A 15,679-nucleotide genomic window follows, 5' to 3' on the forward strand; every position below is an offset into this window, starting at 1 on the left:
TTTCAGAAAAAATATTTTTCAAAGTCAGTTAGTGAGATAAACTATTGCAGTCATTGACTTTTTCATAAAAAAATTTTTCATAAAAAAATTTTTTTCAAAAAAAAAGGACTTTTCAAAATAGTAGATTTGCTTTATGTTGATTAGTATATGTCTAAATTTGCGCATATGTATAATATAGGGCTTTTTGATAGTGGGTTACTTGAATGGCAAGAGAGTATTTAGACTTAAAATATAGAACTATTAGTTTTTTAATATAATTTATTGGTGGGTATTCTTAGAAGTGATTCTTAGATATCCACTTTTTCGTTTTTCAATTTAAATATCATATTAATAGTAGTTTATAGTAAAAAAGGACAGGGTGTATTATAATAAAATGGTATATAATCAAGATTAAATTATGTACGTTTTGTGAATTTATAGTTACTTTTGATTTAGAATAGTGTGTCTATATAAGCAATACAAAAGGGAAAATGACTACTCTAAACTAAGATAAGGTGGAAAGTATGGCAAGAGGCAGAAAAGTTAATTCAAATGGCGAACAAAGTAAACAACTATTACTTGAAAAAGCGATAGAGCTATTTTCTGATAAAGGTTATCATCACACAAAAATTAGTGACATTGTAAAGGCTGCCAATGTAACTCAGCCTACCTTTTATCTCTATTTTAAAAGCAAGGATGCCCTTTATAACGATTTGAATGCGCAATTTCAAAGCGGATTCTTGGCAGTAATGAATAGTAAGTCAACTGACATTATTGAATATGGATTACAGGGTTTTATCACGCTCTTAGAGCAAAAGTTATTGAACTTGTTCGTATACATAATTGAAAATCCTGAATTAACAAAAATAGGTTTTATTGAATCCAAGCAAGCACATTTGGTAAAAAACCAAATGACACAGCAATTGATCCACCTTATTTATCTGCATGATTGTGACAAAGATCTACAATTGTATAGTGTGGATATAAAAATCATGATCGATAGTTTAGTAGGCTCAGTAGAAAGACTCATCATCACGAATTTATTAGAAGAAAAAAGGTTACCTGCAGAACTTGCGAATGATATTGTACAATTATATTTTTGGAAAACCAAAAAAGTGATATAAAAAACTGTCATCGATACTTATTATCGATGACAGTTTTTTTAATTGCTTATTTTTATATGCTGATAGTAGCCCTTCTGATCTTTGCTCTTTGGGTGAATAAGTAGCATATATTCCTGATTCGCTAATAAAGCACTCTTAGGTGTAACAGTTATTGAACGCCCTTCAATTTTAACTGCTACGGGTACTTCCTTAGCTCCTAGAGCAGCCAGTTGAATGTTGCTCTTAGCGATTTGTGAAGTAAGCCCAGCAGGAATTTTTACTGTAAATTTTTGTGTATCAGCTATATTTTTTACCGTGGATAGTTGTTTATATTTAGGATATTTCTCCTTCAATGCATCATAATGTGCCTGGAAAATAGGTGCTGTTGTGGTTTGAACATTTGGCTTAACGCCTACTTCATGAATAGTATGACCCGCAGGACCTGTAAATTTACCAACTGTAAGCTTTAAATAGCTTCCATCCTGTAATGTGTAAAAGCCTTGCATAGCACCTTTCCCATAGGTTGTTTCTCCGTATAAAATAGCAGCCTTTTGGTCTTTCAATGATGCGGAAAGCATTTCAGAAGCACTGGCACTATAGCGGTTTACAAGGATACGGGTATCTTTAGGAAACTTTGTATCTTGTTGAACTGCTGGGATGGTATAAGAGTTATGCGCTTCTTCTAATAAATACGCCACTTTAGCAGATTGGAATAATCCTGTTAGTTCTTCAGCTGTTGTCACATAACCTCCACCATTATTTTGTAAATCTAAGATAAACGATGTTGCACCCCGTTTTTTTAAATCTATCAGTGCATTTTTAACAAGCTGTGCACCATCCTCTGAAAAGGAAGCCAACGAAATATAGCCCACATTCCCAAATAGCAGGTCAGTTTGTACATTCGGTAATGTGAATGTTTTACGTGTAATAGTTTTGGTAGTGTTTGAACCGTCACTATTCTTTAATGTAATTTCCACCTTAGTCCCTTCATTACCGATTAAAAGGGAAGAGGCCTCTTGTGTAGAACGCCCGATAATGGATTCACCATTAACGCCAATTATGATATCTCCAGCCTGAACACCAGCCTCAAATGCGCCACTGCCTTCGATTACTTGTAAAATATGAATTCCATCTTCGCGTTCTTCAATCACCACACCTATACCTATAGTAGCTAGGTTGATGCTATTCATATAATTTTCAAATTCTTGTTTAGTGAAGTAGGTTGAGTAAGGATCAAGCATACTCATGATTTCAGAGATGGATGTAGCCTTCTCTAAGTTTCCATTAATTGTTCCAACGTAAGTATCTTTCACAATCTCCTTAATTTCCTTGATAAGCTGTTGATCATTTTCAGCAGCGTGAGTAGTTGTAAAAGGGAGAAGGAAGAAGCCTAGAACAAATACGAATGACCATAATAACTTTTTCATTGGACACCTCTTTTCTAGAACTCAAAATAGAATGTATCCTTATTAGGTATTAAATGGATGGTTACATTATGCAATTGAGTATCTATTTTTTATTATACATGAAGCCATAGCTATAGTGGTGGACTTATATGAGATAGAAAAAGATCTACTTGTCGCTATGGGCAAGTAGATTCTTGTAAATTATTTTTTTATCAATTTATGAATAATAATACCAATTGATGCACCAACAATAGCTGGTAAAAGCCAGCCTAAATTTTGTTCATACATTGGCAATGCTTTTAGGATAGTTTCATAAGGTGTAATTTCAACTTTCATTTGTTTTAAGCCATCATATAGACTGACAAGGAAAGTTGGAACGAGCGCTAAAATATAAACAATTTGTCCACCTTTAAAGAAATGATCTGCTAGTGACAAGACCATCAATACCATAGCTAAAGGATAAATAATTAATAGTACAGGTAGTGATGCACTAATTATTGTTGAAAGTCCCACATTTGTAATAGCTGTACTAAAAATAGTGAAGACAACTAAAAACGTTTTATATGAAATTTGAGGGAATAGCTTATGGAAAAATTGTGCATTAGCAGTTAATAAACCAACAGCTGTGGATATACAAGCTAGTAAAATAGTCGCAGACAAAATAATACTTCCAAGATTTCCAAAGAGCACCTCAGCTGATTTTGCAATAATATTTCCGCCATTATCAGAAATACCGATTGCATTGATACTTGTATTACCAATATGCCCTAGAGAGATATAGACAAAGGATAAACCTATTGCAGCAACGACCCCCGCAAAAATCGTTGTTTTAACTTGTTTTCTTGTATCTTTCATACCCATATCACGCAAGGCCTGTAAAATGACGATACCAAAAACAAGAGCACTTAGAACGTCCATCGTTAAGTAACCTTGTACAAATCCTTCAGCTAAAGGTGACACTTTATAGTTTCCTACAGCTTCTCCTGGTTCTCCCATAGGAGAAATAAAACTTTTAACAGCAAGCAATAAAATAACGAAAAGTAGGGCAGGTGTCAAAATTTTTCCTACTCGATCAACGAGCTTCGAAGGATTAATAGATAAATAGAGAATTAACGTGAAAAACAAAATAGATGTGATAAAAAGTGGTGCCCAATGATCCCTCATACCTTCAGAGAGAAACGGAGCAATGCCTATTTCGTAGGACACAGATCCTGTTCGTGGTACAGCAAAGAACGGTCCAATTGCTAAGTAAACAATGGAGGTGAAAATCACCCCAAAAGCAGGACTAACACGGTTAGCAAGCAGTTGTAAATCGCCTCCTGCTTTGGCAACAGCAACAATCGCTAACAGTGGTAGACCAACACCTGTTATCAGGAAACCAATCATGGCTACAGTGACGTTTTCACCTGCTTGTTGGCCTAATAATGGTGGGAAAATAATATTACCAGCACCCAAGAACAAGGCAAATAGTAGTAATCCTACTGCTAAATTTCCTTTGATGAAATGCAAGATGTTTTTCATAAGTATATTAACTCCTTTAAGATTGAAAAGATAAAACTTTCTAAAAATTTTAAATACAGAAATGTATGTTATCATAGGAACACTAATCTTGCAATGAAAACAGTATTTCAATATAGTCGGATTTCGTCGTATTCTATAAGTTTCCTATAATGTTTGAAAAATAGTCAGTTTTTCCGATTTTTCATGCAATAATTATCTAGTATGATAGACACACAAGAGAATATTCTAGCACGAACGGAGGCACTTTGGTATGCAAAAGACAAAAAAATGGAGAATTCTTGTTCTAAGTACTTTAGCAACTTCATTTTTAGCATTACAAACAGCAGAAGCAGCAACATATACTGTACAAAAAGGAGATACTTTAACGAAAATCGCTCAAAATCATCAAGTCACGATTGGGGATATTATGAAGTGGAATAATCTATCGAAAGATACGATTTATGTAGCTCAAAAGCTTGAGATTCCAAAACAATCATCGAATGAGGAAGTAAAGCCTTCCACTCCATCAACATCTGGAAAACCAGCAGCAAGTTCTCATACAGTAGCTAAAGGTGACACATTATCAAAAATCGCAAAGCTATATAATGTGACAATTAAGGAGATAATGGATTGGAATAAGCTTGAAAAAGACACAATTTTTGTTGGGCAAGTGTTGAAGCTTTCTCCAGGCGCAGTAATACCCGATGGCGGTACTATACATAATAATGTGACTTCAGGTACGGGCACTCCGTCAAAAGTAACTGCGAAAGACCCTACAGCTAATGGACAAGCGATTTATAACAAAACAGTGGAAGTTGCCAATACATTGGTTGGAACACCCTATCTATATGGTGGAAATACACCTGTAGGGCTTGATTGCAGTGGTTTTATTTTTTATGCCTTTAATCAAGGCGGTTTAAAAATAGGAAGAGCAAGCAGTGAGGGCTATTTTTACGGGAATACTACCCATGTAGAAAATCCAGTACCTGGCGATTTAGTATTCTTTGAGAATACGTATAAAGAAGGTATTTCTCATATGGGAATATATCTCGGTGATAATAAATTCATTCATGCAGGTACAGATGGTGTAGAAGTTTCGGATGTTACGTACTCTTACTGGTCTTCTAAATTAGTAGCATACAAACGTTTTGATAGCGTGAAATAAAAAGTAGCGATTTTTGTCTAGGCAAAAATCGCTTTTAATTTTAGTAAAACCCCCTTCTCTTTTTTAGGAGAAGGGGGTTTTAGGTTATTGTGTTACACGTGCTGTCCAACGAGAGAGGTCAGCGTCTTTAGCATTCACAAGTTCTGCTGGGAAAATAAACGTCCAAGGCTTTGTAGAGTTTGGTTGAACAGTTAAAATTGGATTCATTTTAAATGAACCTTTTGCAATTTGTTTTCCTGTTGCATCAATAATTTCTAACGGTAATTGCTCTAAATTGATTGCTTTCTTATGCCCATTGCGGATAAAAATGGTTGCATTTAAATTACCATTTTCAGCTAGTTTTGCCTGTAAACCAGTGAAGTTTACCTCTGTTTCGCCTAACTCTGGTAAAGTTTTGACGATTTTCGCAAGCTCTTCTTTTTGTGCTTCTGGTAATTGTTCTTCCCATGATGGATCTAATTCTAATTGATGACCACGAAGGGAAACTAGGTTAAAGGCAATTTTCCAACCATCTTCTGGCACTTCATCTGCCTTAATTGTAGCATTTTCAAACTCAAACACCCATGGACGGGCACTTTCTGCTGGAATTGTACCTAGTGCTTTAAAATCGAATTTTTTAGATGCTACAAGCTCATCGTTTTTATCCAAGATGAAAAGCTCAATTTCACCTAGTTCAATTGCTTGGGGTAAGGATGAACGGAAAAATGCACGAACAAGCCATTTACGAGTGAGTATGTCTTCTTCAATACTAATAGAAGATAGTGATAATTGATTTGGTTTCAATGGTTCTAGCTCATTCGCTAGGAAGTTAAAAATGTATTTTTGTTCTTGTGGCACATCCCACTCAGGATGGAATGATAATTTTGTTTCTACATCACGATTATCACCCGTGTTTTTTGCAGTATTTCCTAATAAATCTTTTGAATCAATTGTGTTTTCCTGAACAACTTTATCAGATTTTTTAAAGAATGAAAATAAGCCCATTATTGTGCCTCCTGTTGTGCCTCAACTGTTTTCATGAAGCCTGTAATTTCAATGATTATTGAACGACGTAATTCCTGGAAGTTTTTACCGAATAATTCAAGTCCTTCACGTTGGTAAATACGCATTGGATCTTCTTGCTGATAGTGACGTAAACCGATTCCTTCTTTTAAATGACTCATTGCCTCTAGATGCTTTACCCAACCACTATCAATATGGCTAAGCATGATTTGAGGAAGTACTTCCATTACTCTTTCGTTTTCAGCAAATTTCTCCATATGACTTAACAGTTCTTGTTCAGAAGGCTGAACATCCATTAAAATTTGCTTTACTTTTCCAACTTCGCGATCGATTGTAACGGGTGTGATGAACAGGGAGTTAAGTGCGTACTCCATTTGATCATAATCCCAATCAATAGAAGATACATCTTCAGGTGCAGCGTCATGAACAGCAAATTCAACGGTTTCACGAAGCATTTTTTTTAGCTCACCCATCAAGTCTTCACCAGCTAAAATTTTGTCGCGTAAGCCATAAAGAACCGCACGCTGGTCATTAATGACATCGTCTAGCTTTAAGTTGTATTCACGCATGCTGTACTGTGAACCTTCAACAATACGCTGTGTACGGTCTATAAGCTCTTGTACCTCTTTATTTTGAATAATGCCCTTATCATCTACAATCATTTTTGCAGAGAATTTTTCTACTTCTTCTTTTGCGTAGCGTCGGAACATATCATCTTCAATAGAGAGAATGAAGCGGCTTTCACCTATATCACCTTGACGACCTGAACGTCCACGTAACTGATTGTCTACACGGCGACTTTCATGTTTTTCAGTCCCGATTACATATAAACCTCCAAGTTCATGGACATCATCACCTAGCATGATATCTGTACCACGACCAGCCATGTTTGTCGCTACAGTAATACGACCCTTTTGACCTGCCTGTGAAATAAGTTCAACTTCTTGTTCAACTGTTTTTGCATTAAGTAATTGGAATGTTAATTTTTCCTTTTTCAGATAGTCAGCTACAGTTTCAGACTGTAATATCGATGTTGTTCCAATAAGAATTGGCTGGCCTTTTTCGTGGCGCTTTTTCACCTCAGCTGCAACATACTTATATTTTGCTTCTTGTGTGCTAAAAATAATATCAGGCTGATCAACACGTTGACGTGGACGGTTTGTTGGAATTTGGATAACTTCCATGCCGTACACTTCGCGAATTTCCTTTTCCTGAGTTTTCGCTGTACCTGTCATCCCAGAAAGCTTAGGATACATACGGAAATAGTTTTGAATAGTAATTTGCGCTTGGGATTTATTTTCATCCGTAATGACTACGCCTTCTTTAGCTTCAATTGCTTGATGTAAGCCATCAGAAAGTGAACGACCTTCTAAAATACGACCAGTAAACATGTCAACAAGCTCAATTTTGTCTTCTTTTACAATGTAATCAACATCGCGCTTAAACATAACATGTGCACGCACAGCTTGGATTACATAATGGAAAAGTGTTTGATGCTCTAAGTCATACAGATTGTCTACATTGAAGGCTGCTTCAACCTTTTCTATTCCTTTATCTGTAAGAGAAGTAGCCTTTGTTTCTTCATCGAAATCATAATCTTCGTCTGCTTTAAAGCGTTTCGCTAACATAGCAGCAATACGATGCAATTCATCGTTAGAGGGCATTTTACCTGCGATAATTAACGGTGTTTTTGCTTCATCGATTAATACACTATCCACTTCATCAATAATAGCAAAGTGATAAGGACGCTGTACTTTATCTGCTAAGCTATAAGCCATATTGTCACGTAAATAGTCGAAGCCAAACTCAGTACCCACACCGTATGTAATATCTGCATTGTAGGCTTCTTTCTTTTCACCAGGTTCCATCATCGGTACATTTAAACCGACAGTTAAGCCAAGGAAACGATGGATTTGACCGACTAGCTCATAGTCACGTTTCGCTAGGTAATCATTAACTGTAATGACATGAACACCTTTACCTTCTAATGCACGCACATAAGAGGGGAGAGAAGCAACAAGTGTTTTACCTTCACCAGTAGGCATTTCAGCAATATTACCTTCTGTTAATACTAGACCACCGATAAGCTGCACATCAAAATGACGCATTCCTAATACACGCTTTGAGGCTTCGCGTACTACAGCAAATGCGTCTGGGATGATTGATGTAATAGGCTCACCTTGTTCTAATTGATCTTTGAAAATAAAAGTCATTTCTCGTAATTCGGCATCTGACTTGTTAACATATTTTTCTTCAAGATTGTTAATTTGATCTACTATTTTGTAGTAGCGTTTTAATTGACGAGCACTAGTTTGCTCTTTATTACTTTTGAAAATTGAGAACATGAAATATACGCTCCTTTAAAGTTGTCTACATGCTAGACACTCCATTATTCTATCAAATTTTGCGAATGGTGACTACATTTGACTGTATAGGAATCTATTAATGCTAAAATGTACAAAATATTTGTGAAATCGTGGAAAATGTTTAGAAAAAGTATATTTCAATGCTTGTTCATGCTATAATCAATTTGGATTTCAATGTAGATTATTTATTTGAGGAGGAGAGACATGCTTTACGTGTCTTTAATAGCAGCATTTGTTGCATCCATTTTGTTAACTCCATTAGTGAAACGTTTAGCGTTTAGAATAGGTGCAGTCGACGCACCAAACTATCGAAAAGTACATGCTCGAATTATGCCAAGACTTGGTGGTTTAGCCATTTTCCTTGCCTTTATTATTGGCGTGACGATTTTATACTCATTTTTAGTTCATACAAAACATGGTAGTAACGAGGCTTTATTAGCTATCATTATTGGTGCTTGTATAATCGTTATCACGGGTGTTATTGATGATATGCGTGAGATTTCTGCGAAAGCAAAAATGCTTGGTCAACTAGTTGCAGCACTGATTGTTGTTTTTGTAGGCGGTATTGAAATTGAAATGGTTAATCTACCGTTCTTAGGTACATTAGACTTTGGGTTACTGAGTATTCCATTAACGATTATCTGGATCATCGGTATTACAAATGCCATTAATTTAATTGATGGCTTAGATGGTTTAGCGGCAGGTGTTTCTACGATTGCGCTGATAACAATAGCTGTCATGGCGTTTATTTTGAGCAATGTGTTTGTTTTAGCGTTAGCAGCCATTTTAGCTGTAGCTTCACTTGGTTTCTTATTTTATAATTTCCACCCTGCCAAAATTTTCATGGGTGATACAGGAGCATTGTTCCTTGGATTTATGATTTCCGTGTTAGCGTTACTTGGTTTCAAAAATATTACATTCGTAGCTTTAATCATCCCAATTATTATTCTTGGTGTTCCGATTTCTGATACATTCTTTGCGATTGTTCGTCGTGTTCGCATGAAGAAGAAATGGTCTGACCCAGATAAATCCCATTTACACCATCGATTACTCGATATGGGCTTTACACATCGACAAACAGTTCTAATTATTTACGGAATTGCAGTAATGTTTGGATTAGCAGCTATCATTTTCTCTATGGCAAAGGTTTGGGGAGCTATATTACTTGTAGCGGTCATCCTAACAGCTATTGAAATCTTTGTAGAGGTCATCGGATTGGCTGGTAAAAACTATAAACCATTATTAAATTTTGTACGGATATTTAGTAAATAAAATATAAGCAATCATACAATTTGTATGATTGCTTTTTTGTATTTATAAATAGCGTGGATATAAGGATTTTATCAAATTGAAAACCCTGAACTATATATGAAATGTTCATTTATCGTTTCGTTAGAGTTAGAGATTCTTATTAATATTGCTTAGTTAATGTTATTTATCCATATTCAATAATAGACAAGTTACTAAAACCCAGTTAATAATAAGTACAAAAATACTTATATATGTTTAAAACTAGTAATATGATAATTTCAAATTTCTTTAAAGTGTTTTTCATTCATAATGAATGCGGATAGGATTAAAAAAATCGCAGTTAAGAGAAGAACACCCTTTTTTTTCTATAAATGTTAAAATATTTTTAGTTCTATAATGTTATAGGATGAATGAAAAAATGAAATTGAGAGAAAAGAAAGGAAGATTAGAATGAAGAAAAAAAGTATTTTACGTAGCATGGCAGCTAGCATGGCAGTTGCGGGAATGATGTTTGCTAGTATTCCAGCTTTGGCTGCTGAATCGCCAGAATCGCCAGAATTGCCAAAGTCAATTACTATTGATGGCAAAGAGTATGTCATGGATGAGACAGCAGGTGGTGGAAGCGATACGGCAACACATGACAATAGTATGAGTAAGGTTCAAACTTTTGCTTCTTATAAACTTTTGGGTAGTGACGTTGGGTTATACATTAATCAAAATAACCATGGTGGTGATCATTATGCGTATGGCTGGGTAAGAACAACAGCGCCAACTTTCACAGCTCGAGCTGAAATTTGGTCCAATGGGAAGGTTAACACTACAGGTCCAAATAAGTTAAATTCAGGTGATATCGCCTATGCATTTTCTAATCAAGCTATAGGTCTGGTTCCAAATGCGACACCTCGTATTTTTTATGCTTGGTAATAAATGGTAAATTTATTGTTGCGCTTAGTAAAACCTATTTATTTCATTATAGGAATGATGCTACTTGTTATGTTGATAGCATGTAGCAAAACAGATGAAGTTAGTGTATCAGATATACAACAAACTCAGACCGAAACAGTTGTACCGGAAGAATCCCAAACTATGACACTTGAACCTCCGACATTTGAAGATTACAAGGATTACATAAATTATATCTCTGGCATACCTGCATTTGAACCGTACTATAAAACCGTTTTTGCTTTTGAAGAGGTTTCCGGTGGTATAACAAATGTTCCAATTGATGAGGTAAAGGCTATGTATGAGGAAATGAAATCAACTTTTGATTATATTCATGTGGCCGAATATCCCTTAATTTATAGGGGGTATTATGGACGCAATAAAAGTTTTGTGGATGGATATGATCAGAATCAAACTTCTAATGCTGAGATGGTGACTTCAAACCTAATTAATGTTGTGAAGCAAGATAGGGAAGGCAATGAAATTTTAACGACACCACTAAAGACGGTTTTATTAAGTGAAAGCATTTTCGATCGCTTCGATGACAGTATTGATGAGGGAAGAAACCTTCGGACGTCTGATTTTACGCTTACGGCACCGAGTGAGCCAATTAGTGTTGTATTGGGAAGTGCATATAAGGATATTTATGAACTCGGCGATACGTTTTCCTTGGAAATGATTTCTGAAGTAATGAATTTTCAAGTCGTTGGTTTTTATAAGGCAGGCGTTGGTTTTTCAAATGATGTTGGGGCATTCCATCATGTGAATTTTGATCATACTATAGTTATGCCACATTTTATACCAGAGTACGAACCTGTTGGTGAAGCAGCTGTATTTCAACATGCATTCCACCTCGGTGAATTGCTATCAGGTTATATTCGAATTCCAGAATCAATTGATAAAATTAATGATGTTACCTATGATCATACAGTTGATTTAATGGAAGAGATAGCGGAGAGGAATAATCTCTCTGGTCACTATAAAATTGCAAATTGGCCGGTGGGATTTGTTTGGTAAGACAGAAAAAATGGCTATATCAGTATTAAAAAATTATTTGTAACTGGACTGAAAAAAACGAAGGTTAATGGTATAACTGTATTTGTTATAGCTAGTTCCGAATCAAATTCATTTTTATGTAACCCATAAAAAACTGCGAATAAATTTGGGACTAATCCCTTTATATAAGACAGGATGAACCGGCAACTGGTTGTTTAATTTCGTTTATATTCGAATATAGTTATAATAATTTATATAATCTTTGACGTTTTGTTCTACGATGGCTATTGTAGTACGCTTTCAATTTTCTAAGTAGAACGTTTCAGACATTAATGCAGAAATGAAACGATTTGATTGAGGCATTATCAGCCGGTGTACCTTTACAGGACATGCTGATAATGCCTTTCCCTTTTAGGCTTATTGGTAACGATAGATGTGTATACCGAGCATTAATACTAGGCTACGTACAACCTTCAGGCAAATGATTTAGTTGGGTTAATGTATGCAACACGAAAATCGTATCATGGTGCTCACCAATTGAATAAGCGTTAATCTCACCATTATATAAATCTTGAATACTTGAAAGGTCCGTTGTCGCAAAGTCACGATTGAATAAATTCATGGCGATATAGTAGGGTTGTCTTGTTTGTTTATGTTTTTTCACTTTCTCATAAAAAAGCACCTCCTAATTGAAGTTTAAGTTTTTAATCCCAAATTCAATCCAAGATGCTTTTTTATTTGTATTATTTTATTGGGATCAGTCCCGTTACTATTTAAAGGTTTTTTATAGGACGCGTATATGAGTATTTCTTTTTATGTTTTTTGAATACCTATATGAAACTAAACATTCATGTCCATTATTCATTAGTAGAGATCCACTTTTAGGAGTAAATTCTTTTACATATTCAATATTAATTAAATAGCTATTATGACATCTACAGAATCTACTATCAAGTTTTTCCAATTCCTTTAATTTACCATAGAATTCATAAATTCCGTTTTTTGTATGTAATTTTATTTTATGGGCTACTGAAGCTGTTTCGAAATAATAAATATCTTCAAACTTAATATTTTTAATGCTATCACCAATCTTGATTTGTATGATGTTAGCAGTTTGGGTTTTACCTAAACTTAGGTACCGTTTATAAGCAGTATCTAGAGCTTCAGTAATATTTTTAGATAGAATAGCCTTATCTATTGATTTAACAATATAATCCATAGCAGCTATTTTATATTTAAAGGTCAGTTTTAGTTTATTGGCAAATGCAGTAATAAAAATAATATTAGCAAGTGGATTTTTTTCTCTAATTAATCTAGCTAACTCTAAACCATTCATATCACCTTCTAACTCGATGTCTAAGAAGTAACAATCTCCTTGAGTATGACTAGTATAATTAACAACATCTTCTGCGTTGGAAGCTATTAAGGCAATTTCAATACTAGGTAAATGAAAACTTGCATACGTTTTTATCTCATTTTGAATAAATTGACGCTGAGAATAGTCGTCTTCACAAATGATAACTCTCATTAAATCACTTCCTATTTGTTAATTCGAGTTCCTGAATAAATCTATTATTTTCTAATCTTGTATTTAAAAAAAGGTTCGGATAACCTTTTTTTATATCTAAAACATTTTTTAAACCGTAGCCCCGATTACCACCTTTTGTGGAAAAGCCTTCTTGGAAAATTTTACTAATATCAACTTCTCCATTGAAGGAGTTTTCAAGGACAAATATACAACTATTTGGTGTTTGTAAAAATACGATATTAATTTCTGGTTCATTGGATTTTTCACTAGCTTCTATTGCATTATCAATTAAAATACCTAAAATTCTAGAAAAATCTATTATATCCATTGAAATATCTTTGATTTTATCCGGAATTTCAATCTGGACATTGATATCCTTTTCTGTCGATAAAATAAGTTTTGTCGTTAGTAGCCCTTTTAGCTCAATGATTTCTAAATTGCTAAAGTCTTTCATCATCAAGTTTTTTTTAAATGTTTCTTTTTCCACTTTTATAATTTTATGATTAAAGTAATTTTTTAGTTGTTCCATATCTTCGTTTGCAATATAACTAGATATCGTTGTTAGAATGTTTAAATAATCATGTCTAAACATTTGCATATCACTATTAACTTTTTCTAAAGATTTCATGTAATCGTTGAATTGGGAATGTTTTATTTTTTGGTATTTTAATCGTCTTTTTTCTTTATTATTTTTAATTAGAAACATTGATACTACGAAAATGATAAATAAATAACTTAATTGAATAATTAAATTAATTTTGGTTAATTGCTGTTCTTCAAATGTACTAGGTACAAAAATATTTAAGTAAAGGACAATAATAGTTATACAAGATAATAAGGAAAGGAATACCTTCGAAATAGTTGCTAGAGATGTATATTGATTATTTGTATAAAATTTATGTACAAAAAATTGTAATAGATAAAACAGAATTAGATAAAAGCAAATGAAAATTAATAATTGCAAGTAGTCATTATTTATAGCACTTGTACCTGATATAATTTGGGCTAAATGGTCTGATACCATCCCAATAAATATAATTTCAGTAAAGTCTAAACAAATTTTAAAAAAGCTAGAATTGAGTAATAAAGCAATGAAACTTGTACAAAAAAACACGATTATAGCCATCCAGGGTACAAGAAATACGTAGGTTATCACAGTCAATATACAAATACTTACACTAATTAAAAATGTAATTCTGCTAGGTTTTAATTTTTGCAAATAGAAAAGTGATATTCCAATAGTAAGAAACTCCAATAAAATTGTAAAAACAAGCTTTTCTTCGATTGGTCTTCCTCCTACTATTTGTTAAATTCATGTTGATTTCGTAAAGACTCAGGAACATCTAACTCATTAAATAAAAAAGTACAGCCAAGGACTGTTGCTGAACTTGCAAATAAAATTACCAGACCTGATATTTTATTAAGAATTGTTTTTTTTATTTTCATTTTAGTTTACCTCCTGCTAGTTTTTGAAAAAGAACGAATACTGCTATTAAAGTAACGCCAAATGAAATAAAGTTCGTAATGACATTATTATAGAGTACAAAAATTATTGCCCAAATAATTAATAAACGAATAAGTAACTTCTTTCTTAAAAAAGTTTTATGGCGCTGATTATATACAGGCCTTTTCTTAGTTTCGGCCGGAGCAAATATAGCTAGAATTAGCGATGAGATTGCAGATACTATTGTCATATATTCTTGAAAATAATTCATATTCTTGATGATGTAAACGCTAATTGGTAAAGTTGTGATACTTGCAATTAAGCAAACGAGATTATTTTGAAAGTGAAATCCAAAACAAACTTGCCTTAAGAAATAAAAGACTAAATGTGCTACCAAAGTTGCTAAGAAACAATCTAACAGCATAGCGATTATATATACGATAATAAATTTCCAAAAATCATTCAGTATCATCCTGACACCGAATAAAATTTTCTCCCGTTCAACTTCAAAATGACTTTCTTGAATAAGTATATTTGTAATTCGTTTCTCTAAACTAGAAAAAATACATGCAGCCCCCTTTATAAATAACAAATAATTCAAATTATGACAATTTTTATATTACTAAATAAACTTCTAACAATCAATCTTATTTATAGTAATAAGTGGTAAAACTTTATAATGTTATTTAGTATAGTTTCACAATACGTTTGAAGAGTAGAGCTCTCTTATGGTTATTAGACAAGACAGAACAGTAAGGTTAATTTTAAGATTGGAAAATTAGCGGATAGTGAATATCACTAAACTTTCTTGTAGATGATAAGAAATTATAAATTATTTTGTTTGTTTAATAATGTATCCACTTAGCTGTTGGGCTTTGATCAGCAGTTAATTATGGGGCTATAAAAACTGTCAAGAGGTGAGTATAAGAGGCAAATAGACGGATAGCACTATCTTGATGATGAAATAAGCGTTCTTAGAGTGACTGTTGTTAATACA

Annotated in this window: 15 protein-coding genes; 5 read left to right on the forward strand and 10 right to left on the reverse strand. The window is 33.7% G+C overall.

Annotation, left to right across the window (positions count from 1 at the left end; all coding sequences use genetic code 11):
* The first annotated feature begins 503 nt into the window (after positions 1-503).
* Positions 504-1,103 carry a TetR/AcrR family transcriptional regulator gene (locus L6W14_RS02960; RefSeq protein WP_131520827.1) on the forward strand — a complete coding sequence of 200 codons (600 nt, stop codon included), beginning with the start codon at positions 504-506 and terminating at the stop codon, positions 1,101-1,103.
* A gap of 38 nt (positions 1,104-1,141) precedes the next feature.
* Here the strand turns inward: L6W14_RS02960 and L6W14_RS02965 are convergent, their stop codons facing one another.
* A complete protein-coding gene (locus tag L6W14_RS02965; protein WP_237899306.1) occupies positions 1,142-2,509 on the reverse strand; it encodes a S41 family peptidase in 1,368 nt (455 codons plus the stop codon).
* Between the two features lie 180 nt (positions 2,510-2,689).
* Entirely contained in the window at positions 2,690-4,009 is a 1,320-nt protein-coding gene (gene brnQ, locus L6W14_RS02970) for a branched-chain amino acid transport system II carrier protein (RefSeq protein WP_131520829.1), read from the reverse strand.
* A 250-nt stretch (positions 4,010-4,259) separates the two neighbouring features.
* Between brnQ and L6W14_RS02975 the strand changes: the two genes are divergently transcribed.
* Positions 4,260-5,153, forward strand: coding sequence for a C40 family peptidase (locus L6W14_RS02975; protein ID WP_131520830.1), 894 nt, complete (start codon positions 4,260-4,262; stop codon positions 5,151-5,153).
* 84 nt (positions 5,154-5,237) lie between these two features.
* Here L6W14_RS02975 and L6W14_RS02980 read toward each other — a convergent pair whose 3' ends face one another.
* Entirely contained in the window at positions 5,238-6,137 is a 900-nt protein-coding gene (locus L6W14_RS02980; RefSeq protein WP_131520831.1) for an accessory Sec system S-layer assembly protein, read from the reverse strand.
* Entirely contained in the window at positions 6,137-8,500 is a 2,364-nt protein-coding gene (gene secA2, locus L6W14_RS02985; RefSeq protein ID WP_131520832.1) for an accessory Sec system translocase SecA2, read from the reverse strand. Before secA2 ends, L6W14_RS02980 begins: the two co-directional genes overlap by 1 nt.
* 225 nt (positions 8,501-8,725) lie before the next feature.
* Here secA2 and L6W14_RS02990 point away from each other — a divergent pair, with 225 nt between their 5' ends.
* The 3 genes from L6W14_RS02990 (at position 8,726) to L6W14_RS03000 (ending at position 11,731) form a co-directional block, all read left to right on the forward strand.
* Positions 8,726-9,793 carry a glycosyltransferase family 4 protein gene (locus L6W14_RS02990; protein ID WP_131520833.1) on the forward strand — a complete coding sequence of 356 codons (1,068 nt, stop codon included), beginning with the start codon at positions 8,726-8,728 and terminating at the stop codon, positions 9,791-9,793.
* Positions 9,794-10,249: 456 nt separating this feature from the next.
* Positions 10,250-10,696: a hypothetical protein gene (locus L6W14_RS02995; protein WP_227744924.1), complete on the forward strand. Its 447-nt coding sequence runs from the start codon at positions 10,250-10,252 to the stop codon at positions 10,694-10,696.
* Between the two features lie 3 nt (positions 10,697-10,699).
* Positions 10,700-11,731, forward strand: coding sequence for a hypothetical protein (locus tag L6W14_RS03000; RefSeq protein WP_227744925.1), 1,032 nt, complete (start codon positions 10,700-10,702; stop codon positions 11,729-11,731).
* Between the two features lie 204 nt (positions 11,732-11,935).
* Here L6W14_RS03000 and L6W14_RS23170 read toward each other — a convergent pair whose 3' ends face one another.
* The 6 genes from L6W14_RS23170 to L6W14_RS03025 form a co-directional block, all read right to left on the reverse strand.
* On the reverse strand, positions 11,936-11,998 hold the full coding sequence (locus tag L6W14_RS23170) for a hypothetical protein (RefSeq protein WP_131520845.1): 63 nt from the start codon (positions 11,996-11,998) through the stop codon (positions 11,936-11,938).
* Between the two features lie 172 nt (positions 11,999-12,170).
* A complete protein-coding gene (locus L6W14_RS03005; RefSeq protein WP_131520834.1) occupies positions 12,171-12,374 on the reverse strand; it encodes a hypothetical protein in 204 nt (67 codons plus the stop codon).
* Between the two features lie 120 nt (positions 12,375-12,494).
* The gene (locus L6W14_RS03010; RefSeq protein WP_131520835.1) at positions 12,495-13,238 is read right to left on the reverse strand and encodes a LytR/AlgR family response regulator transcription factor; all 744 of its coding nucleotides are present in this window, start codon (positions 13,236-13,238) and stop codon (positions 12,495-12,497) included.
* 4 nt (positions 13,239-13,242) lie between these two features.
* On the reverse strand, positions 13,243-14,352 hold the full coding sequence (locus L6W14_RS03015; RefSeq protein ID WP_237899308.1) for a sensor histidine kinase: 1,110 nt from the start codon (positions 14,350-14,352) through the stop codon (positions 13,243-13,245).
* A gap of 185 nt (positions 14,353-14,537) precedes the next feature.
* On the reverse strand, positions 14,538-14,684 hold the full coding sequence (locus L6W14_RS03020; protein ID WP_193767357.1) for a hypothetical protein: 147 nt from the start codon (positions 14,682-14,684) through the stop codon (positions 14,538-14,540).
* Entirely contained in the window at positions 14,681-15,283 is a 603-nt protein-coding gene (locus L6W14_RS03025; RefSeq protein WP_237899310.1) for an accessory gene regulator ArgB-like protein, read from the reverse strand. The genes L6W14_RS03020 and L6W14_RS03025 overlap by 4 nt, the downstream gene beginning before the upstream one ends.
* Between the last annotated feature and the right edge of the window lie 396 nt (positions 15,284-15,679).

Origin of the sequence: Lysinibacillus sp. ACHW1.5, from assembly GCF_022014815.1 — a bacterium.
In the GTDB taxonomy this organism is placed as follows: domain Bacteria; phylum Bacillota; class Bacilli; order Bacillales_A; family Planococcaceae; genus Lysinibacillus; species Lysinibacillus capsici.

Bases quoted from the DNA above. Each gene is read 5' to 3' on its own strand.
- brnQ (WP_131520829.1), bottom strand. From the start codon at position 4,009: ATGAAAAACATCTTGCATTTCATCAAAGGAAATTTAGCAGTAGGATTA.
- L6W14_RS03020 (WP_193767357.1), bottom strand. From the start codon at position 14,684: ATGAAAATAAAAAAAACAATTCTTAATAAAATATCAGGTCTGGTAATT.
- L6W14_RS02990 (WP_131520833.1), top strand. From the start codon at position 8,726: ATGCTTTACGTGTCTTTAATAGCAGCATTTGTTGCATCCATTTTGTTA.
- L6W14_RS03010 (WP_131520835.1), bottom strand. From the start codon at position 13,238: ATGAGAGTTATCATTTGTGAAGACGACTATTCTCAGCGTCAATTTATT.
- L6W14_RS03000 (WP_227744925.1), top strand. From the start codon at position 10,700: ATGGTAAATTTATTGTTGCGCTTAGTAAAACCTATTTATTTCATTATA.
- secA2 (WP_131520832.1), bottom strand. From the start codon at position 8,500: ATGTTCTCAATTTTCAAAAGTAATAAAGAGCAAACTAGTGCTCGTCAA.
- L6W14_RS02980 (WP_131520831.1), bottom strand. From the start codon at position 6,137: ATGGGCTTATTTTCATTCTTTAAAAAATCTGATAAAGTTGTTCAGGAA.
- L6W14_RS02995 (WP_227744924.1), top strand. From the start codon at position 10,250: ATGGCAGCTAGCATGGCAGTTGCGGGAATGATGTTTGCTAGTATTCCA.
- L6W14_RS02975 (WP_131520830.1), top strand. From the start codon at position 4,260: ATGCAAAAGACAAAAAAATGGAGAATTCTTGTTCTAAGTACTTTAGCA.
- L6W14_RS02960 (WP_131520827.1), top strand. From the start codon at position 504: ATGGCAAGAGGCAGAAAAGTTAATTCAAATGGCGAACAAAGTAAACAA.
- L6W14_RS02965 (WP_237899306.1), bottom strand. From the start codon at position 2,509: ATGAAAAAGTTATTATGGTCATTCGTATTTGTTCTAGGCTTCTTCCTT.